At 55.9% G+C, this 23,107-nt stretch carries 22 protein-coding genes; 11 read left to right on the forward strand and 11 right to left on the reverse strand.

What is annotated here, in order from left to right; genetic code table 11:
• Nucleotides 1-7: 7 nt before the first annotated feature.
• On the reverse strand, nucleotides 8-139 hold the full coding sequence (locus FOC35_RS22895; RefSeq protein WP_256380158.1) for a hypothetical protein: 132 nt from the start codon (nucleotides 137-139) through the stop codon (nucleotides 8-10).
• 261 nt (nucleotides 140-400) lie between these two features.
• On the opposite strand from FOC35_RS22895, the gene FOC35_RS14035 reads away from it, so the two are divergent.
• From FOC35_RS14035 to FOC35_RS14055, 5 genes are read left to right on the forward strand one after another with little or no spacing between them, the layout of a single operon-like run.
• The gene (locus FOC35_RS14035) at nucleotides 401-1,480 is read left to right on the forward strand and encodes an ABC transporter ATP-binding protein (protein WP_039898610.1); all 1,080 of its coding nucleotides are present in this window, start codon (nucleotides 401-403) and stop codon (nucleotides 1,478-1,480) included.
• On the forward strand, nucleotides 1,473-2,102 hold the full coding sequence (locus FOC35_RS14040) for an ABC transporter permease (RefSeq protein WP_172569218.1): 630 nt from the start codon (nucleotides 1,473-1,475) through the stop codon (nucleotides 2,100-2,102). The genes FOC35_RS14035 and FOC35_RS14040 overlap by 8 nt, the downstream gene beginning before the upstream one ends.
• Nucleotides 2,102-2,770 carry an ABC transporter permease gene (locus tag FOC35_RS14045; RefSeq protein WP_172569219.1) on the forward strand — a complete coding sequence of 223 codons (669 nt, stop codon included), beginning with the start codon at nucleotides 2,102-2,104 and terminating at the stop codon, nucleotides 2,768-2,770. Before FOC35_RS14040 ends, FOC35_RS14045 begins: the two co-directional genes overlap by 1 nt.
• Nucleotides 2,771-2,807: 37 nt before the next feature.
• Nucleotides 2,808-3,707 (forward strand): ABC transporter substrate-binding protein, encoded by a 900-nt coding sequence (locus FOC35_RS14050; RefSeq protein ID WP_016537711.1) that lies wholly within the window; start codon nucleotides 2,808-2,810, stop codon nucleotides 3,705-3,707.
• Nucleotides 3,708-3,752: 45 nt separating this feature from the next.
• Complete coding sequence (locus tag FOC35_RS14055; RefSeq protein WP_172569220.1) at nucleotides 3,753-5,084, forward strand: NtaA/DmoA family FMN-dependent monooxygenase; 1,332 nt, start codon at nucleotides 3,753-3,755, stop codon at nucleotides 5,082-5,084.
• Between the two features lie 407 nt (nucleotides 5,085-5,491).
• Here the strand turns inward: FOC35_RS14055 and FOC35_RS14060 are convergent, their stop codons facing one another.
• From FOC35_RS14060 to FOC35_RS14075, 4 genes are all read right to left on the reverse strand, one after another.
• On the reverse strand, nucleotides 5,492-6,289 hold the full coding sequence (locus FOC35_RS14060; protein ID WP_172569221.1) for a phosphate/phosphite/phosphonate ABC transporter substrate-binding protein: 798 nt from the start codon (nucleotides 6,287-6,289) through the stop codon (nucleotides 5,492-5,494).
• The gene (locus FOC35_RS14065) at nucleotides 6,282-7,283 is read right to left on the reverse strand and encodes a fatty acid desaturase (RefSeq protein ID WP_172569222.1); all 1,002 of its coding nucleotides are present in this window, start codon (nucleotides 7,281-7,283) and stop codon (nucleotides 6,282-6,284) included. Before FOC35_RS14065 ends, FOC35_RS14060 begins: the two co-directional genes overlap by 8 nt.
• 188 nt (nucleotides 7,284-7,471) lie before the next feature.
• Nucleotides 7,472-7,891 (reverse strand): VOC family protein, encoded by a 420-nt coding sequence (locus FOC35_RS14070; protein WP_172569223.1) that lies wholly within the window; start codon nucleotides 7,889-7,891, stop codon nucleotides 7,472-7,474.
• A 160-nt stretch (nucleotides 7,892-8,051) separates the two neighbouring features.
• Nucleotides 8,052-8,243, reverse strand: coding sequence for a YfgG family protein (locus tag FOC35_RS14075; protein ID WP_071704107.1), 192 nt, complete (start codon nucleotides 8,241-8,243; stop codon nucleotides 8,052-8,054).
• Nucleotides 8,244-8,584: 341 nt separating this feature from the next.
• On the opposite strand from FOC35_RS14075, the gene FOC35_RS14080 reads away from it, so the two are divergent.
• Complete coding sequence (locus tag FOC35_RS14080; protein ID WP_172569224.1) at nucleotides 8,585-10,843, forward strand: EAL domain-containing protein; 2,259 nt, start codon at nucleotides 8,585-8,587, stop codon at nucleotides 10,841-10,843.
• Between the two features lie 3 nt (nucleotides 10,844-10,846).
• Here the strand turns inward: FOC35_RS14080 and ppx are convergent, their stop codons facing one another.
• From ppx to purM, 4 genes are all read right to left on the reverse strand, one after another.
• The gene (gene ppx, locus FOC35_RS14085) at nucleotides 10,847-12,388 is read right to left on the reverse strand and encodes an exopolyphosphatase (RefSeq protein ID WP_016537703.1); all 1,542 of its coding nucleotides are present in this window, start codon (nucleotides 12,386-12,388) and stop codon (nucleotides 10,847-10,849) included.
• Between the two features lie 22 nt (nucleotides 12,389-12,410).
• Nucleotides 12,411-14,471, reverse strand: coding sequence for a polyphosphate kinase 1 (gene ppk1, locus FOC35_RS14090; protein WP_172569225.1), 2,061 nt, complete (start codon nucleotides 14,469-14,471; stop codon nucleotides 12,411-12,413).
• A gap of 173 nt (nucleotides 14,472-14,644) precedes the next feature.
• The gene (gene purN / locus FOC35_RS14095; protein ID WP_016537701.1) at nucleotides 14,645-15,283 is read right to left on the reverse strand and encodes a phosphoribosylglycinamide formyltransferase; all 639 of its coding nucleotides are present in this window, start codon (nucleotides 15,281-15,283) and stop codon (nucleotides 14,645-14,647) included.
• Entirely contained in the window at nucleotides 15,283-16,320 is a 1,038-nt protein-coding gene (gene purM / locus FOC35_RS14100) for a phosphoribosylformylglycinamidine cyclo-ligase (protein ID WP_172569226.1), read from the reverse strand. The genes purN and purM overlap by 1 nt, the downstream gene beginning before the upstream one ends.
• Before the next feature lie 224 nt (nucleotides 16,321-16,544).
• Between purM and upp the strand changes: the two genes are divergently transcribed.
• The 3 genes from upp (at nucleotide 16,545) to FOC35_RS14115 (ending at nucleotide 19,342) form a co-directional block, all read left to right on the forward strand.
• On the forward strand, nucleotides 16,545-17,171 hold the full coding sequence (gene upp, locus FOC35_RS14105) for a uracil phosphoribosyltransferase (protein ID WP_016537699.1): 627 nt from the start codon (nucleotides 16,545-16,547) through the stop codon (nucleotides 17,169-17,171).
• An 85-nt stretch (nucleotides 17,172-17,256) separates the two neighbouring features.
• Nucleotides 17,257-18,543, forward strand: coding sequence for a uracil permease (uraA, locus tag FOC35_RS14110; RefSeq protein WP_039898604.1), 1,287 nt, complete (start codon nucleotides 17,257-17,259; stop codon nucleotides 18,541-18,543).
• A gap of 97 nt (nucleotides 18,544-18,640) precedes the next feature.
• On the forward strand, nucleotides 18,641-19,342 hold the full coding sequence (locus tag FOC35_RS14115; RefSeq protein ID WP_216845789.1) for a DnaA inactivator Hda: 702 nt from the start codon (nucleotides 18,641-18,643) through the stop codon (nucleotides 19,340-19,342).
• 31 nt (nucleotides 19,343-19,373) lie between these two features.
• Here the strand turns inward: FOC35_RS14115 and FOC35_RS14120 are convergent, their stop codons facing one another.
• Entirely contained in the window at nucleotides 19,374-20,534 is a 1,161-nt protein-coding gene (locus FOC35_RS14120; RefSeq protein ID WP_172569227.1) for a pyridoxal phosphate-dependent aminotransferase, read from the reverse strand.
• A gap of 150 nt (nucleotides 20,535-20,684) precedes the next feature.
• Here FOC35_RS14120 and mtnC point away from each other — a divergent pair, with 150 nt between their 5' ends.
• Both mtnC and FOC35_RS14130 read left to right on the forward strand, forming a co-directional pair.
• Nucleotides 20,685-21,368, forward strand: coding sequence for an acireductone synthase (mtnC, locus tag FOC35_RS14125; protein ID WP_016537695.1), 684 nt, complete (start codon nucleotides 20,685-20,687; stop codon nucleotides 21,366-21,368).
• Nucleotides 21,365-21,907 carry an acireductone dioxygenase gene (locus FOC35_RS14130; RefSeq protein WP_172569228.1) on the forward strand — a complete coding sequence of 181 codons (543 nt, stop codon included), beginning with the start codon at nucleotides 21,365-21,367 and terminating at the stop codon, nucleotides 21,905-21,907. Before mtnC ends, FOC35_RS14130 begins: the two co-directional genes overlap by 4 nt.
• A 116-nt stretch (nucleotides 21,908-22,023) precedes the next feature.
• Here the strand turns inward: FOC35_RS14130 and mtnA are convergent, their stop codons facing one another.
• The gene (gene mtnA, locus FOC35_RS14135) at nucleotides 22,024-23,049 is read right to left on the reverse strand and encodes an S-methyl-5-thioribose-1-phosphate isomerase (protein ID WP_172569229.1); all 1,026 of its coding nucleotides are present in this window, start codon (nucleotides 23,047-23,049) and stop codon (nucleotides 22,024-22,026) included.
• Between the last annotated feature and the right edge of the window lie 58 nt (nucleotides 23,050-23,107).

Consider the following 23,107-nt stretch of genomic DNA (forward strand, 5'->3'; position numbering starts at 1 on the left):
CAGCCATTTACTGGTCAGCGATATCTCCCGGCTGTCGAAGTCGATCCGCATCCGCACGGCAGGCGGTAGCGGCGGAAGAGGGCGAAAATACCGCGAGCGTATCGCCGGTGGCTAAAGGGCGGGCATAGAGCTGGGGCATACGTCATTCTCCTTATTGTTTTTTAAATAATAGTGCGAAGAAGTGTTGCCACAATAGTTATTCCAATAACTCAGGGTAAATAATTAATCCTTTGTTTTTATAAGTGTAATTGTCTTTCGAGATATAGTTATTTTCCGGCAATTCTTAGCATCATGTTGAATTTGTGAACGCATTTGACTCTGCAATACTGCCCCAAAGTGTGCTGAAACGTATAAGCGCGTCAGGCTTCGATTGCGCGGTATGAGGAAGTTCAGAAGCATCATGATTCAACTAGAAAACATCAATAAGATCTATCCGGGCAATGTGCAGCACGCAATCAATTCGCTGAATATGACGATTAACGAAGGGGAGTTTTGCACCTTCGTTGGGCCCAGCGGCTGCGGGAAAACCACCACCCTGAGGATGATTAACCGGCTGGACATTCCGGACAGCGGCGAGGTCTATATCCAGGGTCAGCCGCTCTCCAGCGCCGACATTATTCAAATTCGCCGCAAGATTGGCTTTGTGATGCAAAGCCCGGCGCTGTTCCCCCATCGTACCGTAGCGGAAAATATTGCCACCGTGCCGCGCCTGTTGGGCTGGGACAAACGTGCGATTGCCCGGCGCATTGACGAGCTGGTGGCGCTGATGTCGCTCAATCCTTTAGTGCTCAAGCGTTACCCGCACCAGCTTTCCGGCGGGCAGCAAAGCCGCGTCTCTATTGCCCGCGCGCTGGCGGCGGACCCGCCAATTTTGCTGATGGACGAGCCTTTTGCCGCCATCGACCCGGTGGTGCGGGACAAGTTGCAGGGCGACCTGCTGGAGCTTCAGGCCCGGCTGCACAAAACCATTATTCTGGTGACTCACGACATCAACGAAGCCATTCGGCTCGGCGACCGCATCGCTATCTTCCGCGAGGGCGGGCATCTGGCTCAGTTTGATACCCCGGACAATATTCTCTCCTGGCCCGCCAGCGACTTTGTGCGCGACTTCATCGGCCCGGAACCGAACCTCAAACGCCTCGGTATGATGAGGGTCGGCGACCTGCCGCGCCACGACGTGCCGGTTCTCACTCACGATGGCGTGCCGCTATCCGGCGAGCATCCGCTACTCGGCCAGCAGCGAGCTTTGGTGCTGGACGCTGAAAAACGGCCGCTGCACTGGCAGGAAAACGGGCAGCAGGCGGCGGTGCGTATTGCCGAAGAAGGGCAGTCGCTGCGCCATGTTTACAGCACATTGCTGGACGTGCCGCAGGGCGTGCTGGTGCGCGTGACGGCGGAAGGCCACTACGCGGGCGCTATCGATAGCGGCGTTCTGAGCGACGCGCTTAACCGCCACCAGGAGCTGCACCGCAATGATTGACTGGCAATGGGTGACCGACAATCTGGACATGATCGGCGAGCTGATGCTGCAACATTTGCAGATGGTGCTGCTGTCGCTGGCGATGGGCACGGTGCTGACCGCGATTATGCTGCTGCTTTCCATTGCCTGGCCCGCGCTTGCCGGGCCGCTGATCTCGCTGAGCGGCGTGCTGTTTACCATCCCTTCGCTGGCGCTTTTTATTTTGCTGCTGCCGTGGACCGGGCTGTCGATTACCACGGCGGTAATTGGCCTTACGCTCTATTCCCTGCTGATCCTGCTGCGTAACGTGCTGGCGGGTATGCAGGAGCTGCCAGCGGACGTACTGGAATCCGGGAGGGCGCTCGGCTATACGCGCTTTGGCCGCTTTATTGAGGTTGAACTGTTTCTGATCCTGCCCGCGCTGTTTGCCGGGCTGCGCATTGCTTCGGTCACGCTGGTGGGGCTGGTTATCGTTACCGCGCTTATCGGCCAGGGCGGGCTGGGGCAGTTGATGATCCTTGGGTTTAACCAAAACTTTTTGACGCCGATCCTCGTCAGCCTGGCGCTAAGCCTGGTGCTGTCGCTGTTTCTTGACCTGCTCATAACCCGCCTTGGGTACAGCCTGACCGGGTGGACGCGCTGATGAATATTCTCCATGAGACCTGGCTGTGGTTCCTGCAGGGCGACCACTGGAGCGGCGAGCTGGGCATCTGGCATCGCTTCGCGGAGCATCTTTATTACGTGCTGATTAGCCTCGTTATTGGGGCGCTCATCGCCCAGCCGCTCGGCATCCTGTTCGGCTACTGGCGGCGCGGCGGCTTCCTGGCGATCAACCTGTTTAATATCGGGCAGGCGTTCCCTTCGCTGGGGATTATTTTGCTGTGCATCATGCTGCTCGGTTTTAACGATGTGCCGGTGTTTATCGCCCTGGTGGCGCTGGCTATCCCGCCGATGCTGACCAATACCTACGTCGGCATTAGCCATGCGGATCAAACGCTGTGCGATGCCGCCAAAGCCATGGGCATGACGCCGCTGCAAAGTCTGCTGAAAGTGCGCATTCCGCTGGCGATGCCGCTGATTTTTGCCGGGATCCGTACCTCGCTATTGCAGCTTATCGCCACTGCGGTGGTGGCGGCCTATGCCGGGCTGGATGGCTTAGGGCGCTTTCTTATCGATGGCCTGGGCCAGCGTGATTACCCCCAGGTTATCGCCGGTTCGGTTGTTATCTCGCTGCTGGCGATTGGCTGCGAACTGCTGATGTCGCAGGCGGCGAAGCGCTGGTTCAATTTTGCAGTGCCAACGGCAGGCTAAGACCTGCGCACAACACAACATAAAAGAGAGAAGGGTTATGATGATAAAAAACTGGTTATCCACAGCAGGCAGGGGCTTCCGGGTTACTTTACTGGCCGCCGGGCTGGCAAGCGCTGGCTTCGCCGCTCATGCGGAAACCGTCACCATCGGCGGGGCGAACTACTCTGAGCAAACGGTGTTGGCCAATATCTACGCCAGCGCGCTGAAGCACCAGGGCATAGATGTGAAAACCCGCCTGAACCTCGGCAACCGCGAAATCATTATTCCGGCGCTGAAAACCGGCGAGCTGGACGTGGTGCCTGAATACCTTGGCGCGTTGCTTAACTACTATCACGGCGGCAGCAAGGCGACCACCGAGCAGGAAGTTTCGGACGAGCTGAAGCAGGCGCTGCCAGCTGACCTGGTGCTGCTGAATCCTTCTCCGGCCGCGTCTATTACCGCGTGGGGCGTGCGTGAAGAAACGGCTAAAAAATATAATCTGAAAACGCTGTCCGACCTGGCGAAAGTCGCACCTGAGCTGGTGGTTGGCGGCCCGCCAGAAGTCGCCACTCGAGCCCTCGGCCTGCCGGGCCTGGAGCGCGTGTACGGCATTAAATTCAAATCCTTCAAGTCGCTGGATATCGGTGGCCCGCTGAGCCGCCTGGCGCTGAATTCCGGCAAGATTGACGTCGCCACGCTGGTTTCTACCCAGGGCGACCTGCTGAAGGAAAAATGGGTTGTGCTGGAAGATGACAAGCACGAACAGCCTGCGCAAAACCTGGTGCCGCTGATCCATAAAGGCTCCGTTTCGCCGAAGGTCGAAGAAATTCTTAATAACATCTCCGCTAAGTTAACCACCAAAGATTTAATCCAGCTGAACAAGCTGGTGGATGTCGATCATAAAGATCCGGCTAAAGTTGCCGACCAGTGGGTAAAAGAAAAACTGGCCGCTAAATAAAGAGTCCCCGGCCAGGGAGGGCCATTTCACTACGAGTATTCCGACATGTCGCAAGCTACCGCCATTTTTAACCTGTTCTTCTTTAACCCTCAGGGCGACTACCGCTTTTCATGGCGGCACCCGGAGGCTCCCGGCAAAGAAATTTACAGCCTGAAGTATTACACCGAGCTGGCGCGTAAAGCCGAGGCCGCAACGCTCGACAATATTTTTATTGCCGATCACGTAGCCATCTGGGATACGGTGCCGAGCGGCATCCCGCATTATGCCAACCCGCGCCTGGAGCCGATTACGTTGCTGGCAGCGCTGGCGGCCACGACCGAAAACATCGGCCTGATGGCTACCGCCTCAACTTCCTATACCGAGCCGTATAACCTGGCGCGCTATTTTGCCTCGCTGGACTTTCTGAGCGAGGGGCGTGCCAGCTGGAACGTCGTCACGTCCTGGCTGCCGGAAGAGGCCGCTAACTATGGGCTGAACACGCTGCCGGAGCACGGCAGGCGCTACGAGCGTGCGGCCGAGTTTATCGAGGTGGTGCGCAAGCTGTGGGATTCCTGGGAAGATGATGCGGTGCTGATAGATAAGCAGACCGGCTTCTTTGCGAACCCCGAGCGTGTGCATCCCCTGAACTATGAAGGCAAATTCTTTAAGGTACGCGGGCCGCTTAACGTGCCGCGCCCGCCCCAGGGTCACCCGATTGTGGTGCAGGCGGGGTCTTCCGAGTCCGGCAAGCAGCTGGCCGCCGCTCAGGCAGATATCCACTTTGTCTTTATGAGCAATATTGAGAAGGGCCTGGCGTATCGCGCGGATATGGACAGGCGGCTGCGCGAGCTGGGGCGTTCTCCGGAGCACTTCAAGATCCTCGGCGGCGTGCTGCCGGTGGTGGTGAATAGCCCGGAAGAAAAAGAACAGCGGCAGCAGCTTATTCAGCAACTGATGAACGACGGCATGGCGTTGGATCTGCTGGGAACTTACCTGAGGATGGATCTTAGCGAGTACGATCCGCATTCCCCGCTGCCGCCGTTGCCGGAAGAGAACGGCTTCGACGGGTTGCGAACCGCTTTGCAGATAATCAAAGGCTACGATCCGAAGCTGACGGTGCTGGAACTGGGAAGATTGCTGCTTCAAAGCTCGGACAGCTGGCTGGTGATCGGCACGGCGGAAGAAGTTGCCGCCACGCTAAGCGAGGCATTCCACGCCGGAGCGGTTGATGGCTATAACCTGATGTTCCCGTTCCTGCCGGTCGATTTTGATAACTTTATCGACCAGGTTGTACCACTCCTGAAGAAAAGCGGCGTGATGCAGCAGGCCTACCGCCCGGGAACGCTGCGTGAGAAGCTGGGATTGCCGCCGGTGGTGAATCAGTTCAGGCGTGGGTGATAAGGACTCTGGTTCTTAGTCACAAATATTGTCTATGAAGGATTGGATGAGGTTCCGTTCACCTCAAGTCCATATTTATATGTAGTCACCGGGCCGGTGAACGTGTCAGGTGGCATTACGCCATGCCCCCTGACAACCCCCGGCGCCCGGCGAGCTCATCGCCGCTGAAGCGGTAAACCCGCCGGTTATCACCCAAACATTCGTGGTCGTTCGCGATTCGTTCCCGACGATCGCCCTCTTTCGCTGCTCCCGGCAGCTCAACCCCGCCTGAGTTGGGTCATAACCGGGGGCGATGAGAGCCGGGAACAAGGGCGTGGCTGTGAGACGGAAGCAACAGTGATGTTCAGCATGACTGTGGTTTTGAAGCGCGGCACGGTTCTCTGGGGGAAAAGGTAAAGCCCAATAACCTAAAGCGTCACTAATCCACTCGCGGCAGCCTTCTGCGCGGCATCGCTAATAGGCTGATAGTCATCGCGATGGGTCATGCTAAAGTCTGTAATCAGCAGCGCTTCGCGGATCTCACGCCATTCTGGCTCGCTCACCAGCCGCTTCAGCGCCCGGCGTAACGCAGCCAAATCCTCCGCGGAAGTCTGCGCCGAAGTTATCATCGGCAGGCCAGGAACCCTTGATGTCGTGCCGATGACGGCAAGACCCTGAACTCGTTCTGGTTCGTGCTGGCTGACCAACGCCCACGTTACCGCGTCAATAGCTGCGATATCCCCCGCACCGGCTTTCACTTCGGCCATAGACTGCCGGTGGCTGCCGCTAAACGTAATTTCTGAGAAGAATCGCCCATCCTTTTGTAGCGGAGCCACCAGGCTACGCAGCGTGTGGTAGCCGGACTGCGAGTCTTCGCTGTTGCAAATCACCCGCTTGTTGCGGAAGTCCTGAAGCGTTTTGTCGGCGTCAGCCTCCCGAACGACCAGCAGACTGCTGTAGTTGAAGCCGTCGCAGCCCGTGGCGCGGTAATGAAACGTGCCAACGACCTGAACATCCGGGAGCAGAGTGCGTAACGGGTAGCCGCAGGTCTGGCTTAGCAGTAGCTCCGGCTTCTGCCAGTGGGCAAGGCAGTCTTCCGGCTCGCTATAGAGCAGCTTGCTGCCTTCCAGCTCCTCCTCTTTCAGTAACTGGCGCAATGCCCCCAGCAACGCTTCCGTATCCGGGTGATGCACATCGTACATCGGCAGGGAAATCAGCTTACTCATGGGCTTTCTCCTGCTGCAAAGTGTCCTGTGCCAGGCGTCCGTCCGGGAAGAACGGGTTAATTTCAACCTTGATCGGTTTAATCAGGTGCTCGCGCATCAGCTCGCCGTAGCCGTTCACAAAGAAGCCCTGATTACGTTTCAGGTATTCCTCTTTATAGGCACGGTAAACCGTCGGCAGGCCGTACCACGGCACGCGTGGCAGGTCGTGGTGTACCGAGTGATAATTGAGATTCAGGAACAGCAGTCTCCAGAACATCCCGGCTTCGTTAATTACGGTGCGCGCTTCCGGGTCTTCAGCGGCGCGGTGTTCGAAGAAGGAGCGAACTTTGGTCATCGCCAGCATGGGCCAGGTGATGGCCAGCAGATAATAGATGACCGAAAAATCGTGCTGTACCAGCCAGCCGAGTACCGGAACCAGCAGAACCAGGTGTACTATCCACATGGCGATGGCCGGGCGGTTGCCGCTGCGAAATGACTCCAGGATATTGAGCACCGTCCAGCGCATGGTGAGTATCGGCGTTAATAACAGGCGGCCGGGGAAGGTGTTGCGCAGGCGCACAAGCACGCGCTGAACGCCGCTAAAGTGCTGCCAGCGGCGGCGGGTAAAGTAATAACTCTCCGGGTCGGTTTCCGGCACGGTTAAATCTTCATCCTGGTGATGCTTGAGATGCAGGTCGCGGTAGGTACCGTAAGGATACCAGATAGAAAACGGCAGCAGCCCAAACAGCTGGTTCAGCCGTTTGAAACGAGTCGGATGGCCGTGCAGCAGCTCGTGCTGCAATGACATGTACCAGGTGCTGAACCAGATGAGCAGCAGCGTGGCCGGGAATAAACCGAGGGTTTTCCACCAGGCTACCGTGGCAAACCAGCCGCCATAAATAGTAATAATCAGCAGCCAGGTCGGCAGCTCCGTGCGCCATAGCCAGGAGCGCTGCAATTTATGCACGAATTCCCGCTGCTCTTCATTTAAATAAACTGAGGATCTTCCACTCATTTAGCCAACCACTGATGCCAATTTGCCGATTAATTTGGCAGAGAGTAAATCGTCGCCGCTAAAGCTGGTAGGAATATAAATTGCTATGCTTAGAACAGAAAATGATTTAGCGAGAAGGGCGTTCAGCGGCCGAAGTTGGGCGGCTAAAAGAGCAGGATTTGGGCGGTACAGTTACCGCCCTGAATAGGCTACATAGACTCAATGCCCACGCGCTGGCCGTAAGAGAGTTCGAGCGTGTTGCCGTCTGGGTCGGCGAAGAAAACAAAATAGCCAACCGGGTCGCCGAGCTGTTCAGGCTCTCTGCGCAGGACACCTTCGGCTCTCGCCATTTCGGTTTTCTGGTCAATCTCTTGTTGGGTGGCGCAGGCTACGCCCAGGTGGCCAAATCCGCCGAGCGGCGTGTCGGTGTGGTTATCCGCCTGAACCAGTACCAGCGCAAAGGGGCGGGTACGGTCGCTCAGCCAGGCGACTTTACGTGCGTCCGGCAGGTCTGGCTCGCGCTGGTGGATAACCTTCATTGCGGTGTAGCGGAGGTAAAAATCGATGCTCTTATCAAGATCTTTCACCATAAAGGCGACGTGGGTGAAGCCGACATCAATATTTTTCATAAATCGCTCATGTTGCTGTTTTCAATGGCGCAACTTTACGACCTCAAGTTAACCTTAGGTCAAGCCGATGGGGCCGTCGGTCGCCGGAATAAGCATTTTTGAACAACTGAGCGTCGGGTATCTTTTGCCGGGCATGTGCCGCAAAGGGAGGGGGTAACAACTAGCGGTTAGCGCTATCAACCTGCTGGCTGCTTTGCTGTGCCTCTACTTTTTTATCCTGATGGTGATACCAGGCGCCAATAGAGGAATAAATAAAGCGACCAAAAAAGAACAGAAAACTGATGAGCAGAATGATGCGGGTCATGCGATTATTAAAACGGTTTCGTCTTTGCATAGTCGTAACCTGTGTCACGCAAGGGTCCTTAGGATTGGCCCGGCAACTGCGGGCGACGCGGTTATTTAGTCACACTGAGCAAGCGAGGTCAATTCTTCAGCGCGTAAAAGTAGGTCAACCGCTAAATTCCGGGCAGTTAATGGGCATTGGCAGGCGCTATTGTAAGCTAAGCTGATGGGGCTTTAGTTCAAATTTTTCCTTCACGCGTTGTTCGAGTGTTCGATACTGATATGCATCAATTATCATTGATGTTAGCTAACTAAAATTTGCTCTCCGCGCCGTAGCAATATGGCAATAACATCCCGGGTTGGATCTCCGGGGAGAGACCTGAAGAGGAACAGGAATTCTGGCGAAGAAGTATGCAATTAGCGACCTGGTATAACAAAACGAAAAATAAATGGTGGGCGTTGCCCTTAATTCTGCCGAGCCTGCTGCTGCCCCTGGCCGCAACCTTCAACGCGCAAACGGTGATGGACGGTGCGCGGGTGTTCCTGCTGTATATGTCATTGCCGCTGCTGACCGCATTTGTCGTGCTGTTTGGGCGCGCGGCATTTCCCGGCATTATCCTTGCGCTAATAATTCGCTACTTCCCTTCTCAGGGAAGCTGGATAGCGCTGCTGGCGGTATTACATTTTTTGGTGCCGATAGTGATTAGCTGGCGCTGCTACCTCTATTTTGTGCCGCGGCGCAGTTCGGTAGCCTTTGGCACGCTGCAATTTACCGCCCAGCGTATGTTTTGGCTGGTGCTGGTTAATGCTTCTCTGTTTCTCATACTTTATGAATTTGGGTTATTTTTAGGCTGGTATGACACGGCATTTTCCATTCTTTCAGCCACGCCGTGGAGCGCACGAACATTAATTAATTTTCAGGCTGTATTAGTCGGGGGATTAACCGGGCTGCCGTTCTTCTATTTTATTTTGCGGATGATTGTTAACCCGCGATTTACCAAAAGTTTCTGGTCACGAATGATGGCTCAGCGGCAAAAGGGCGTTACCCGGAGCGAAACAGTGCTTTGGGTGGCGGCCGTCAGCCTGCTTATTTGGCTGCTGCTGTTCCCTATTAGCCAAAGCAAAACGATATTTAATACCGACTATACCCTGACGCTGATCCTGCCGGTTATGTTGTGGGGGGCGATGCGCTTTGGCTTCCTGTTTATTACCAATATCTGGACAATTGTCCTGATTATTCTGTGCAGCGGGTTCCATAATTATCTCCCGCCGGATATGGGGTTCCAGCTGCATCTGGCTATAGCCTCATCCTGCTATGCGGTCTTCTCCATCACTATTTATTTGATGGCTGCGGTGACTACTCGCCAGCGTTTTTTGCATCATAAAGCCCGGCGAGTTGCCTTTATTGACCCGATGATGCAAATGCCGAACCTGCGCGCCCTGTGTCGCGACCTTGGGAATTACCCCTGGTCGGCGCTGGGCCTTATCTCTATCCCCGAACTGGAGCTGCTTGGGCGCAACTATGGCGTGCTGCTGCGCATTCAGTATAAGCAGCAGCTGGCGGAGTTTCTGCGCAACGAACTGGCGCCGGGCGAGAAGGTTTATAACCTTTCCGGGCACGATCTTGCCCTGCGGCTCAACTATGAGTCTCATCAGGATAAAATCGAGTCCATTTATGAGCATGTAAAGCGGTTCCGCTTTATCTGGGATGGTATGCCGCTTCAGCCACAGGTCGGCCTTAGCTATTGCTTTGTGCGCCACCCGGTGTCCCATCTCTACCTGCTGCTTGGCGAGCTCAGCACGATGGCGGGGCTTTCGCTCTCCACCCAGCACCCTGAAAGCCTGCAACAGAAAGGCTCGAATCATGTGCAGAATGCGGTGAAGCGCAAAGTAGAGATGATGAACCGGCTGCAAAGCGCGCTGGATAACAATCTCTTTGTGCTGATGGCGCAGCGTATCGAAGGGCTGCGCGGCGATGTCTATCACGAAGTGCTGTTGAGAATGCGTGGGGATAAAGGCGAGATGCTTTCCCCGGATCTGTTCCTGCCGGTTGCCCACGAATTTGGCCTTTCATCGCGCATTGACCAGTGGGTGCTTAACTCCGCGCTGCAGTTTATGGACCTGCATCGGTCAAGCCTGCCGGGCTGCAGGCTTGCCATTAACCTGACTCCGGCTTCGGTTTGCCAGGCTCAACTGCCTACAGAAATCCAGCATCTGCTGACGAAGTACCAAATTGAGCCGTGGCAATTGGTGTTTGAGATAACCGAAAGCCACTCGTTAACCAACCTCGAGCAGGCGAACCTGACGCTAAAAATGCTGCAAAGAATGGGCTGCCGGGTGGCTATAGACGACTTCGGCACCGGCTACGCAAGCTATGCGCGTCTCAAGGAGCTGAGCGCCGATATCCTGAAAATTGACGGTAGCTTTATCCGCAATATTTTGACCAGCAGCCTCGACTATCAGGTGGTCAGTTCGATATGCCAGCTGGCGCGAATGAAGAAGATGCAGGTGGTGGCCGAGTACGTCGAAACCGAGGAGCTTAAAGAGGCGGTGCGGGCTATGGGCATTGATTACGTTCAGGGCTATTTAATTGGCCGCCCACAGACGCTGGAAAGTCTGGTGGAAGAAGCAGCGCCCTCCGCACCGTCTGGCGCGAAGGGGCTGGAGTAATTATCAGGCGGAGAGGGCCGGAGCGGCCTCTTCTTCAATAATGAGCTTCCATCCGGTCATGCTTTCCCAGTACTGCTGCTCACGCTCCAGGTCGAGCTGCACCAGCGTGTTCTGGCTAAACCAGTCGTGCGGGAAGCGCAGCGTCCAGTGGTTGTCGTCGGTTTCCAGCACCAGCGTCGGCGGCGTGGTCGTTGCCTGGCGCTGGTTATTGAGCAGCGTGGCAAGACGGATAACCTGGATTAGCGGCAGGAACTGTTTCTTTTTAAACAGCGTAAAGCGCGGCAAATCGTCAAGCTTAATCGCCTTGCGGTGATAGCGAACCAGGGAAGCCATCAGCATCTGCTGCTCCTGGTTGAAGCCGGGCAGGTTGCTGTTTTGCAGAATATAGGCCGAGTGGCGGTGCATGCCGCTGTGGTTGATGCTCAACCCAACCTCGTGCAGCATCGCGGCCCATTTCAGCAGGGCGGTCATCTGCGGGTTAGCCAGCTTCTTGTTCTGCGTTTCCCACTGCTGGTAAAGCAGTTCGACGGTTTCAAGCACCCGGCGGGCCTGGTCGCTGTCGATGTGGTACTGCTCCGCCAGGCTTTGCGCGGTGCGAATACGGATATCCTGGTGGCGGAAGCGGCCTTCCATTTCGTACAGCACGCCTTCGCGCAGCGCGCCGTCTGAAAGACGCAGCTCGCGGATAGCCAGCGCGTCAAACACGCCGCATAAAATCGCCAGCCCCGGCACAAACACCGCTTTACGCTCTTCGGAGAGTCCCGGCAGGCTTAGCGAGTCGAAGGTTTTAAACTTCAGCACTTCCTGTTGCAGCATCTCCAGGCGTTCCGGGGTGATCATCCCGTCTTTTTCACCCATCTCGATAAGCACTTCATGAGCGGCTTTAATCGAGCCGGACGCGCCAAGCGCCACTTTCCACCCTTGCAGACGATACTGCCAGGAGAGGGTTTCCAGCTTCTGGATGGCCGCCAGACGCGCGCGCTTAAAGCTTTCCGGGCTGATAGCGCCGCCCGGGAAGAAGTTTTGCGCAAAGCTGACGCAGCCCATACGGCGGCTTTCGACCAGCATTGGCTCAAAATCTTCGCCGATAACCAGCTCGGTAGAGCCGCCGCCGATATCAATAACCAGCTTGCGGCCGCGCTCCGGCTGAGTGTGTTCCACGCCCATAAAAATCAGGCGCGCTTCCTCGTTCCCGGGAATGATTTCAATCGGGTAGGGGATAACTTTCTCAGCACGTTTCAGAAACTCGGCGGCGTTGGTGGCCTCGCGCAGCGAGTGGGTGCCCACAATGCACACGTTGTCGGCTGCAAATCCCTGCAGACGTTCGGCAAACAGCGCCAGACAGGAAAGCCCACGCTCCATGGCCTCCTCACTTAACTTATTATCAGGGCCGAGGCCGTCCGCGAGGTGCACGCGTTGTTTCAGGCGGCCAATGATTTGCATGGCGCCATCCACCACACGGGCTATTACCATGTGGAAACTGTTCGAGCCGAGGTCGACCGCAGCGAACTCCTGCGGCCGTGGAGCATGGTTTGATATCGGCATAATTTATCTTCGCCTGAGAGCGTTAGTCAGGTTGTTCCAGAGATTTAATATAATCGTAGATCGCTAATTGAGAACGCACCTTACGGCGGTTGCCGCGCGGCACATAGCGATTACTCAGTTCTTTGTCGATGATGCGCGCTTTTACAGTGTCATTTAGCTGGATATCAATGATATCAAGCATACGCTGCTTAAGACGCGGATCGAGGACCGGGACGGCTACTTCAATACGATAATCGATGTTACGGGTCATCCAGTCGGCGGAAGACAGGAATACTTTTTTGTCGCCGCCGTTTTCAAAGATATACACCCGGTCGTGCTCGAGATAACGGTCAACGATGCTTATCACGCGGATATTATCGCTGATGCCTTCCAGTTCTGGAATCAGAGAACACATGCCGCGCACCAGCAGGTTTACCTTCACGCCGGAACTGGATGCCGCATACAGCCGGTCAACCAGTCCTTTATCGACCAGGTTGTTCAGCTTCAGCGTTATTCCCGACGGCTGACCTTTCTGGGCGTTAGCTATCTCACGGTCAACCAAATCATACAGCAGGCGGCGCGAGTTTTGCGGCGAAACCAGCAGATAATCGAAGGTCACCGGGCGATAAGGGTTTTCGATAAAGTTAAATACCCGACGCACTTCATTGGTAATGCGCGCGTCGGCGGTTAACAGCGAGTAGTCGGTATAAAGCCGCGCGGTTTTCTCGTTAAAGTTGCCGGTGCCGATGTGCGCATAACGCACGATCTCTTCACCTTCCATACGCGAGATAAGGAACAGCTTGGCGTGAATTTTCAGCCCCGGCGCGGAGAAGATAACGTGTACTCCGGCGGCAGTCAGGCGCTTGGCCCAATGGATGTTGGCCTCTTCGTCAAAACGCGCCTGTAGCTCAACGACCACGGTCACTTTCTTGCCGTTATGGGCGGCGTGGATCATCGAATCAATAATGCGCGAGTCTTTCGCCACGCGGTAAATATTGATTTTAATCGCCAGCACGCTTGGGTCGAACGAAGCCTGACGCAGCAGTTCGAGGACGTGTTCAAACGTGTGGTACGGGTAATAAAGCAGCACGTCGCGTTCACGAATTGCGTCGAACCCGTTGCGGAATTTATCGAACCCGATGTGGCGCAGGCGCGGCAGCGGCTTGTTCACCAGGTTAGCTTTGCCGACGTTCGGGAAGCCAATAAAGTCTTTAAAATTGTGGTAACGGCCGCCGGGGATAATCGAGTCGTAGTTTGAAATGGTCAGCTTATCGCGCAGCATTTCAACCATCGCATCCGGCATGTCGCGCTGGTAAACGAAACGCACCGGCTCGGCGGTCAGGCGCTGCTTCAGGCTCGAAGACATCAGCTCCAGCAGGCTGGACTCCATCTCGGTGACCAGGTCGTACTCGGCGTCGCGCGTCATCTTCATCGAGTAGGCGTTGAGCGCATCGTAGTCGAAGAAGCCTTTAAAGATATCGTCGAGGCAATAGCGCAGGATGTTATCCAGCAGGATCATCGGCTTGCGGCGGCGCGGTGCTTCCGGCGGCAGGTTCACGAAGCGCGGGACTTTGTCCGACGGAATTTCCAGCAGCGCATAGCGAAGGGTGTCGCCGCGAATAATCTCCACCGCCAGATAGGTGTAATCGTCCTTCAGGAACTGCACCAGGTCGGTGTCGCGGTTAATCAGAATCGGCGTGATGTGCGGGCGAAGCTGGTGTTTGAAGTAGCTGCGTAGCCAGCTTTGCTGGTTTTCTGAAAGCTGGCGCTCGTTAATCAGGAAGATTTGATTGCGTGCCATCTCCAGCAGCAAATCATTGTACAGGCCGTCGAACTCCTGGTCGGCTTTCAGCACCCGGGACTGGATCTTGTTCAGCAGGTGGCGCTGGTTGGAGGGAGAACCTTGTTCTTCACTGATCAAAATACGCCGTTTCAGTTCGGCGAAGCGGACTTTATAGAATTCATCGAGGTTATTGGAATAGATGCCGAGAAAGCGCATCCTTTCAATCAACGGGTTGAGCTTGTCCGCCGCTTCCTGCAGAACGCGTTCGTTAAAAGACAACCAGCTCAGTTCTTTTTCGATATACAGCTTATCCTGACCCATTAGTCCTCACACTCCGTTTTCGTGGACGTGGCAATGCCGTCACCGTCACGTCAGTTATTATGGCGAGCTTTAGCGGAGAATGTCCAACTATGCAGATGAAAGTCTCTCATCTGACCATGACAACTTTATGAGAGATAAATACAAAAAAAGGGCCGAAGCCCTTTTTACCGTCATTATTCTGCTGCGTATCCCTGCGGGGGCAGCTGTACGCCGTCCAGCCACGCGGCGTTGTGGCGCATTTTCAGGCGGTCTTCAAGGAACCAGCTGACGACCAGAGGGTAGATAGCGTGCTCCTGGTGCTGAACGCGGGCGGTAACATCATCTTCGTCATCTCCCTCAAACACCGGCACCTTGGCCTGCAAAATAACCGGCCCGCCGTCCAGCTCATCGGTAACAAAGTGCACCGACGTGCCGTGCTCTTCATCGCCGTTTTCCAGCACCTGGCGGTGCGTATGCAGGCCGGGGTATTTCGGCAGCAGTGAAGGGTGGATGTTGAGCAGGCGGCCGCTGTAGCGAGCCACAAAAGCCGGGCTAAGAATGCGCATATAGCCCGCCAGCACCACAACGTCCGGTGCGTAAGCGTCTATTTCCTGCATCAACTGGCGGTCGAACGCTTCACGGCTGGCGAATTCGCTGGCCGCCAGAGCATGGGCAGCAATGCCGGCTTCGCGGGCGCGTTCAAGGCCGAAGGCTTCGGCCTTGTTACTGAACACCGCGCTGATGGTGCCGTTTATCTTCTTCTGCTTGCAGGCGTCAATAATGGCCTGCAGGTTACTTCCGTTGCCGGAAATCAGCACCACGATGTGTTTCATTACTCGATGACCACGCGCTCTTCGGAATCAGATGCTTTGATAATACCGATTTTCCACGCCTTTTCACCTTTGGCCTGCATCAACTCAACCGCTTTATCAGCTTCGGCGGCAGGCAGCGCAATAAGCATGCCCACGCCGCAGTTAAAGGTGCGGTACATCTCGTGACGGCTGATGTTTCCGGCCTGCTGTAACCAGCTGAATACCGCCGGCCACTGCCAGGAGGATTCGGTGATAACGGCCTGAGTATTGTCCGGCAGCACGCGCGGAATGTTTTCCCAGAAACCGCCGCCGGTGAGGTGGGCGATGGCGTGCACGTCTACCTGCTCAATCAGCTCAAGAATGTTTTTCACGTAAATACGGGTAGGCTCCAGCAGGTGGTCCGCCAGCGGTTTACCTTCCAGCGCTGTCGCCAGAGGATCGGTACCGCTGACTTCCAGCACTTTGCGCACCAGAGAGTAGCCGTTAGAGTGCGGGCCGCTTGAACCCAGAGCAATCAGCACGTCGCCGTCGGCCACTTTGGAGCCGTCGATGATTTCAGACTTCTCAACCACGCCTACGCAGAACCCGGCGACGTCGTAATCTTCACCGTGGTACATGCCTGGCATTTCGGCAGTTTCGCCGCCTACCAGCGAGCAGCCAGACTGCAAGCAGCCCTCGGCGATGCCGGTGATAACGCTGGCGGCGGTATCCACGTCCAGCTTGCCGGTAGCGTAGTAGTCGAGGAAGAACAGCGGCTCGGCGCCCTGAACCACCAGGTCGTTAACACACATCGCCACAAGATCGATGCCGATAGCGTCGTGACGCTTTAAGTCCATTGCCAGACGCAGCTTGGTGCCCACACCGTCGGTGCCGGAAACCAGAACCGGTTCGCGATATTTTTGAGGCAACGCGCACAGCGCACCGAAACCGCCCAGTCCACCCATCACTTCCGGGCGGCGGGTCTTTTTCACTACGCCTTTAATTCTGTCGACCAGAGCGTTACCAGCATCAATATCTACACCGGCATCTTTATAGCTGAGAGAGGTTTTATCGGTCACTGCTCGTTCCCCACGGGTGGCATAAAATAAAAAACGCGGCAATTCTAACAGTGCAGGCAAACGTTTGCGAGCCTCTTATCATCGGCAAGAAAAGAATTCCTGAGATAGACTCATTCCAGTCCGGTTGATCTCGATCATCCCATTAGCTGTAGCGCAGCGGCAAAAAAGCGGTATAATCCGGCGATTTTTTTTGTGGTAGCCAACTATCTCGGGGGAGAAAGAGTATGAAGATCGTGGAAGTGAAACACCCACTCGTCAAACACAAGCTGGGCCTGATGCGTGAGCAAGACATCAGCACCAAGCGCTTTCGTGAACTCGCCTCAGAAGTTGGCAGCCTGCTGACTTACGAAGCCACTGCGGATCTGGAAACCGAGAAGGTCACCATCGAAGGCTGGAACGGCCCGGTGGAAATCGACCAGATCAAAGGTAAGAAAATTACCGTAGTGCCAATCCTGCGTGCCGGTCTTGGCATGATGGAAGGGGTGCTGGAAAACGTACCAAGCGCGCGTATCAGCGTGGTGGGCGTTTACCGTGACGAAGAGACCCTGCAGCCGGTTCCTTACTTCCAGAAGCTGGTTTCTAATATAGAAGAGCGCATGGCGCTGGTGGTTGACCCGATGCTGGCGACCGGCGGTTCCATGATTGCCACTATCGACCTGCTGAAAAAAGCGGGCTGCACCAGCATTAAAGTACTGGTTCTGGTTGCCGCGCCGGAAGGCATCGCGGCGCTGGAAAAAGCCCACCCGGACGTGGAGCTGTTCACCGCTTCTATCGACCAGGGGCTGAACGAGCACGGGTACATTATTCCCGGCCTCGGCGACGCGGGCGACAAGATATTTGGTACTAAATAATAAAAGCAGCCGACTTCGAAAGTCGGCTTTTTTTTGATTTCAGCAAACACCGTACGTCTAAAATCATACTCAGAGGAAAACCAACATGACACGCCGTGCTATCGGGGTCAGTGAAAGACCACCTTTATTGCAAACGATTCCGTTAAGTCTTCAGCATCTGTTTGCCATGTTCGGCGCAACGGTCCTGGTGCCGATTCTGTTCCACATTAACCCGGCCACGGTGCTGCTGTTTAACGGCCTCGGCACGCTGCTGTATCTGTTTATCTGTAAAGGTAAAATCCCGGCTTACCTGGGCTCAAGCTTCGCGTTTATCTCTCCCGTGCTGCTGCTGTTGCCGCTGGGTTATGAAGTGGCGCTGGGCGGCTTTATTATGTGCGGCGTGCTGTTCTGCATCGTGGCGCTGATTGTGAAAAAAGCCGGCACCGGCTGGCTGGACGTGATGTTCCCGCCTGCGGCAATGGGCGCGATTGTTGCCGTCATCGGTCTGGAGCTGGCTGGCGTAGCAGCCAACATGGCTGGCCTGTTACCGGCCGAAGGTAGTTCGCCTGATTCCACCACCATTATCATTTCGCTGGTGACGCTGGCGGTAACGGTATTCGGCTCGGTGCTGTTCCGCGGCTTTATGGCGATTATCCCGATCCTTATCGGCGTACTGGCGGGCTACGCGCTCTCCTTCGCGATGGGCGTGGTTGATGTTACTCCAATTCGCGAAGCGCACTGGTTCGCGCTGCCAACCTTCTACACGCCGCGTTTTGAATGGTTCGCTATCTTCACCATCCTGCCTGCCGCGCTGGTGGTGATTGCCGAGCACGTTGGCCACCTGGTGGTGACCGCCAACATCGTTAAAAAAGACCTGATCCGCGACCCGGGCCTTCACCGCTCGATGTTTGCTAACGGCATCTCGACCATTTTCTCCGGCTTCTTCGGCTCCACGCCAAACACTACCTACGGCGAGAACATTGGCGTAATGGCCATCACCCGCGTTTACTCCACCTGGGTTATCGGCGGCGCGGCGATCATCGCGATTCTGCTTTCCTGCGTGGGCAAGCTGGCGGCGGCTATCCAAATTATCCCGGTGCCGGTTATGGGCGGCGTTTCCCTGCTGCTTTACGGAGTGATCGGCGCGTCCGGTATTCGTGTGCTGATCGAGTCCAAAGTGGATTACAGCAAAGCGCAAAACCTGATCCTGACTTCAGTTATCCTGATTATCGGCGTGAGCGGCGCGAAAGTTCACATCGGCGCGGCCGAACTGAAGGGCATGGCGCTGGCGACCATCGTTGGCGTGGGCCTGAGCCTGATCTTCAAGCTGATTAGCATCCTGCGCCCGGAAGAAGTTGTTCTGGACGCCAAAGAGAACGACGCCCAGTCGTAATCCTCTTAAAACCGGGCGGATCCTCGCCCGGTTCTATCCACCCCCAAAACTGTGGTAGACTCATCGCGATTTTCTGCCTGTTATGGTTGAGGTACTTCTGAATACGCCGGCACAGCTCTCACTGCCACTCTATCTTCCCGACGATGAAACCTTTGCGAGTTTCTGGCCGGGCGACAACCCTTCTTTGTTAGCCGCGCTGCAAGCGGTTCTCCGTCAGGATCACAGCGGGTATATCTATTTCTGGTCGCGCGAAGGTGGCGGGCGAAGCCATCTGCTTCATGCCGCGTGCGCGGAGCTTTCCCAACGTGGTGAAGCCGTGGGCTATGTGCCGCTGGATAAGCGCACCTGGTTCGTACCGGAAGTGCTCGACGGCATGGAACAGCTTTCTCTGGTGTGCATCGATAACATTGAATGCGTGGCGGGGGATGAACCGTGGGAAATGGCGATCTTCAATCTTTATAACCGCATTCTCGAGTCCGGCAAAACGCGCCTGCTGATCACCGGCGATCGCCCTCCGCGTCAGTTAAATCTGCAATTACCGGATCTGGCTTCGCGGCTCGACTGGGGGCAAATCTACAAGCTACAGCCGCTTTCCGATAACGACAAATTACAGGCGCTCCAGCTGCGTGCCCGCCTGCGCGGTTTTGAGCTGCCGGAAGACGTGGGTCGTTTTCTGCTTAAACGCCTCGACCGCGAAATGCGCACTCTGTTTATGACGCTCGATCAGCTCGATCGCGCTTCAATCACCGCCCAGCGCAAGCTCACCATTCCATTCGTCAAAGAAATTCTCGGGCTTTAATCTTCCCCGTCCTGCGACGGGGAATTCAGGCTCAAACCCTGCACAATCTCTCGGCCGCTGCATCAAGCGTGGCTTCTTGTTTGGCAAAGCACAGGCGAATCAGCTTGTGCGGGAACGCGTCCGCGCAGAATACCGAAAGCGGGATTGCCGCCACGCCCACTTCCTTCGTCAGCCACTGGCAGAAACTTACGTCATCCAGGTCGGAAATTGCGCTGTAGTCCGCCAGCAGGAAGTAGGTGCCTTCGCACGGCAGAATTTCAAAACGGCTGTCGGCTAACGCTTCAATAAAGCGGTTGCGGCGGGCGCGATAGAACTCAGGCAATTCCTGATAGTGCTCCGGCTCGGCGTTCAGCATATCCGCAATGGCGAGCTGCGCCGGGGTGTTAACTGCGAACGTCAGGTACTGGTGCACTTTGCGCAGCTCGGCGCTAAGCGCCGCCGGAGCCACGCAATAACCCACCTTCCAGCCTGTCATATGGAAGGTTTTCCCGAACGAAGAGACGGCGATAGCGCGCTCGCGCAGCTGCGGATGAGCAAGCACGCTGGCGTGGCCTTCTTCATCGAAGCAAATATGCTCATAAACCTCGTCGCTGAGAACATAAACCTCATGCTGCTCAATGGCCTGCCACAGCGCGGCAAAATCACATTTATGCCACACGGTAGCGGACGGGTTATGCGGTGTGTTAAGAATAACCAGGCGAGTACGCGGGCTAAGCAGCGCCGCAAACTCCTGCCAGTCAACGCGGAAGTGCGGCGGCTGGAGCGCAATACGTTTGAGTACGCCGCCGGAAAGCGTTACGGCCGGGGCGTAGCTGTCGTAACTCGGATCAAAACAGATAACTTCGTCGCCAGGGCGAACCAGAGCGGTTATCGCGGCATAAAGCGCTTCGGTTGCGCCAGCGGTAACGGTGATGTCGCTGTTGGCATCAGGTTTGTGGCCGTAAAGTTTTTGAGTTTTATCGGCAATGACTTCGCGCAGCGCCTGCACGCCGGTCATCGGCGCGTACTGGTTGGCGCCCTGGCTGACGTGATACGCCAGGCGCTCTTGCAAATAGCGTGGGCCGTCAAAATCCGGGAAGCCCTGCGAAAGGTTGATAGCCTTATGTTGCTGCGCCAGCGCGCTCATCTGACTAAAGATAGTGGTGCCGAGTGCCGGCAGTTTGCTTTCTGGAATCAAAGGGGAGTGGCTCATTATTCTACGACCTTAAACGTGATGCGTGTGTTTCCCTGTGTTGCCGGGACTATAACACGATGTTAAGATTTAGCAATCAAGACGCTTAGACGTCTAAATAATAATGACACTCGTTGCCAACATAAAGCCGAGCTAACGGCTGGAGAGAGAATGATCCGCGCCATTGTTACCGATATTGAAGGCACCACCAGCGACATCCGCTTCGTGCATAACATCCTTTTTCCCTACGCCCGCGAGCGGCTGGCCGGGTATGTGCGCGAGCACCACAACGAGATTAGCGAAATCCTCAACGACCTGCGGACGGAAATTAATGAACCGCAGGCGGATATTGACCGGCTGATTGAGACATTATTTAGCTTCATGGATGTAGATCGTAAATCTACCGCGCTGAAGGCGCTGCAGGGCTTAATCTGGCGGGATGGCTACGTGAATGGTGACTTCACCGGCCATCTCTATGATGACGTTCTGCCCGCGCTGGAGGCCTGGAAGCAGCAGGGTGTTGATTTGTACGTTTATTCGTCCGGCTCGGTGGCGGCGCAGAAGCTGTTGTTTGGCTACAGCGACGCCGGCGATATCACCGGCTTGTTTAGCGGATACTTTGATACCCATGTCGGCGCCAAGCGTGAAGTGCAGTCCTATCGCAACATCGCGCAGCAGACCGGCATTGCGCCCGAAGCGCTGCTGTTCTTGTCTGATATTCACCAGGAGCTGGATGCCGCACGGGAAGCGGGCTGGAATACCGTACAGCTGATTCGCGGCGAGGCCGACGAAGCCAGCAGTCATCGCCAGGTCAACCGTTTCGACCACATTAATCCGGAGTCGTTTTCTTCATGAGCGCATTAACCATTTTTACCGATACCGAAGCAAAGGAGCCGGTATGGCACAGCACGGATGCGGAGCAAATTCGCGATCAGCTAAACGCTAAAGACGTGCGTTTTGAGCGCTGGGAAGCGAACCAGGATTTAGGAGCCAACCCTACGCCTGAAACGGTCATCAATGCCTATCAGCACGCTATTGATAAACTGGTGGAAGAGAAGGGCTACCAAAGCTGGGATGTTATCAGCCTGCGTGCCGATAACCCGCAAAAAGACGTGCTGCGCACCAAGTTCCTCTCCGAGCATACCCACGGCGAAGATGAAGTGCGTTTCTTTGTTGAGGGCGCAGGACTGTTCTGCCTGCATCTGGATGGCCGTGTCTATCAGATCCTGTGCGAGAAAAACGATTTGATCTCCGTTCCGGCCGGTACGCCGCACTGGTTTGATATGGGTTCCGAGCCGCACTTTACCGCGATCCGCATTTTCGATAACCCGGAAGGCTGGGTGGCTCACTTTACCGGTGATGCGATTGCGGATGCTTACCCGCGCCTGCCGTAGTTTGTGATTTGACCCTCACCCCGGCCCTCTCCCTGGAAGGGAGAGGGGGAAAAGAGTGGGGCTGCCGTACTTTTATCCCTTCTCCCCTTTGGGGAGCAGGTCAGGATGAGGGGGGGTTATTTCAGCGGTAAAAATACCCCATCCCGAACCTGTTCCGGCGTCACCACGCCGGTGTCCAGAATCCAGCCGCTAATCAATTCAGCCGGAGTGACATCAAACGCCGGGTTATAAACCGTCGCGTTTTCCGGCGCCCACTGCACGCTGCCAAAACTTCCCGTCACGCCGGTGACCTCGCTTGCCGCACGCTGTTCGATAGGAATCGCTTCGCCATTCGGGCAGCTTCTGTCCAGCGTGGTATGCGGGGCAGCAACGTAAAACGGAATGCCGTGGTAATGCGCCAGCACCGCCAGACTGTAGGTGCCGATTTTGTTTGCCACATCGCCATTCGCCGCGATACGGTCTGCGCCCACCCAAATAGCATCAACCTGTTTTTTCCCCATCAGGCTGGCAGCCATAGAGTCGCAGATCAGCTGATACGGGATACCCAGCTCGCCAAGCTCCCAAGCGGTAAGCCTGCCACCCTGTAACAGCGGGCGAGTCTCATCCACCCAAACATTGGCAACATTGCCCTCGCTGAAGGCCCGCTGGATAACGCCGAGCGCGGTGCCCACGCCTGCGGTAGCCAGGCCGCCGGTGTTGCAGTGGGTCAGCAGGCGGCTGCCGGGCTTCACAAGCGTTGCGCCCGCGGTAGCGATGTTGTCGCACAGCACTTTATCTTCCGCCACCAGGCGCAGCGCTTCCTCACCCAGCGCCGCAACAAAGTCGTGCTGCGCCAGGGCCTGCTTCATGCGGTCGAGATTGTTCATCAGGTTTACGGCGGTCGGGCGGGAGGCTCTGAGGGTTTCCAGCGCTTCAGCAAGCTGCGGCTTTGAAAAACCTTGTTCCGCCAGCAGCGCCAGCAGCAGGCTGGCAGACAGCCCGATGAGCGGCGCGCCGCGCACGCTCAGGGTATGAATATGGGCAACCAGCTGTTCTACAGTGTGGGCGGCCAGCCAGTTTTTTTGCTGCGGCAACGCCTGCTGGTCGAGGATCCAGAGCTGGCTATCCTTCACTTCAAGGCTGGTGGTTTTTAAATTCTGCATGTGTGTTAATTCCATGTTGCGTTGTTGCAGCATATTGTGCCAACATGGCTTCCAGATG

It is taken from the genome of Cedecea sp. FDAARGOS_727 (genome assembly GCF_012273235.1).
Taxonomy (GTDB): domain Bacteria; phylum Pseudomonadota; class Gammaproteobacteria; order Enterobacterales; family Enterobacteriaceae; genus Cedecea; species Cedecea davisae.

Coding starts and splice junctions, on each gene's coding strand:
- mtnC (WP_016537695.1), top strand. CDS start 20,685: ATGATCCGCGCCATTGTTACCGATATTGAAGGCACCACCAGCGACATC.
- upp (WP_016537699.1), top strand. CDS start 16,545: ATGAAGATCGTGGAAGTGAAACACCCACTCGTCAAACACAAGCTGGGC.
- FOC35_RS22895 (WP_256380158.1), bottom strand. CDS start 139: ATGCCCCAGCTCTATGCCCGCCCTTTAGCCACCGGCGATACGCTCGCG.
- FOC35_RS14055 (WP_172569220.1), top strand. CDS start 3,753: ATGTCGCAAGCTACCGCCATTTTTAACCTGTTCTTCTTTAACCCTCAG.
- purN (WP_016537701.1), bottom strand. CDS start 15,283: ATGAAACACATCGTGGTGCTGATTTCCGGCAACGGAAGTAACCTGCAG.
- uraA (WP_039898604.1), top strand. CDS start 17,257: ATGACACGCCGTGCTATCGGGGTCAGTGAAAGACCACCTTTATTGCAA.
- FOC35_RS14035 (WP_039898610.1), top strand. CDS start 401: ATGATTCAACTAGAAAACATCAATAAGATCTATCCGGGCAATGTGCAG.
- mtnA (WP_172569229.1), bottom strand. CDS start 23,049: ATGCAGAATTTAAAAACCACCAGCCTTGAAGTGAAGGATAGCCAGCTC.
- FOC35_RS14130 (WP_172569228.1), top strand. CDS start 21,365: ATGAGCGCATTAACCATTTTTACCGATACCGAAGCAAAGGAGCCGGTA.
- FOC35_RS14080 (WP_172569224.1), top strand. CDS start 8,585: ATGCAATTAGCGACCTGGTATAACAAAACGAAAAATAAATGGTGGGCG.
- FOC35_RS14040 (WP_172569218.1), top strand. CDS start 1,473: ATGATTGACTGGCAATGGGTGACCGACAATCTGGACATGATCGGCGAG.
- FOC35_RS14050 (WP_016537711.1), top strand. CDS start 2,808: ATGATGATAAAAAACTGGTTATCCACAGCAGGCAGGGGCTTCCGGGTT.
- FOC35_RS14070 (WP_172569223.1), bottom strand. CDS start 7,891: ATGAAAAATATTGATGTCGGCTTCACCCACGTCGCCTTTATGGTGAAA.
- FOC35_RS14045 (WP_172569219.1), top strand. CDS start 2,102: ATGAATATTCTCCATGAGACCTGGCTGTGGTTCCTGCAGGGCGACCAC.
- FOC35_RS14120 (WP_172569227.1), bottom strand. CDS start 20,534: ATGAGCCACTCCCCTTTGATTCCAGAAAGCAAACTGCCGGCACTCGGC.
- FOC35_RS14065 (WP_172569222.1), bottom strand. CDS start 7,283: ATGAGTGGAAGATCCTCAGTTTATTTAAATGAAGAGCAGCGGGAATTC.
- FOC35_RS14060 (WP_172569221.1), bottom strand. CDS start 6,289: ATGAGTAAGCTGATTTCCCTGCCGATGTACGATGTGCATCACCCGGAT.
- ppk1 (WP_172569225.1), bottom strand. CDS start 14,471: ATGGGTCAGGATAAGCTGTATATCGAAAAAGAACTGAGCTGGTTGTCT.
- ppx (WP_016537703.1), bottom strand. CDS start 12,388: ATGCCGATATCAAACCATGCTCCACGGCCGCAGGAGTTCGCTGCGGTC.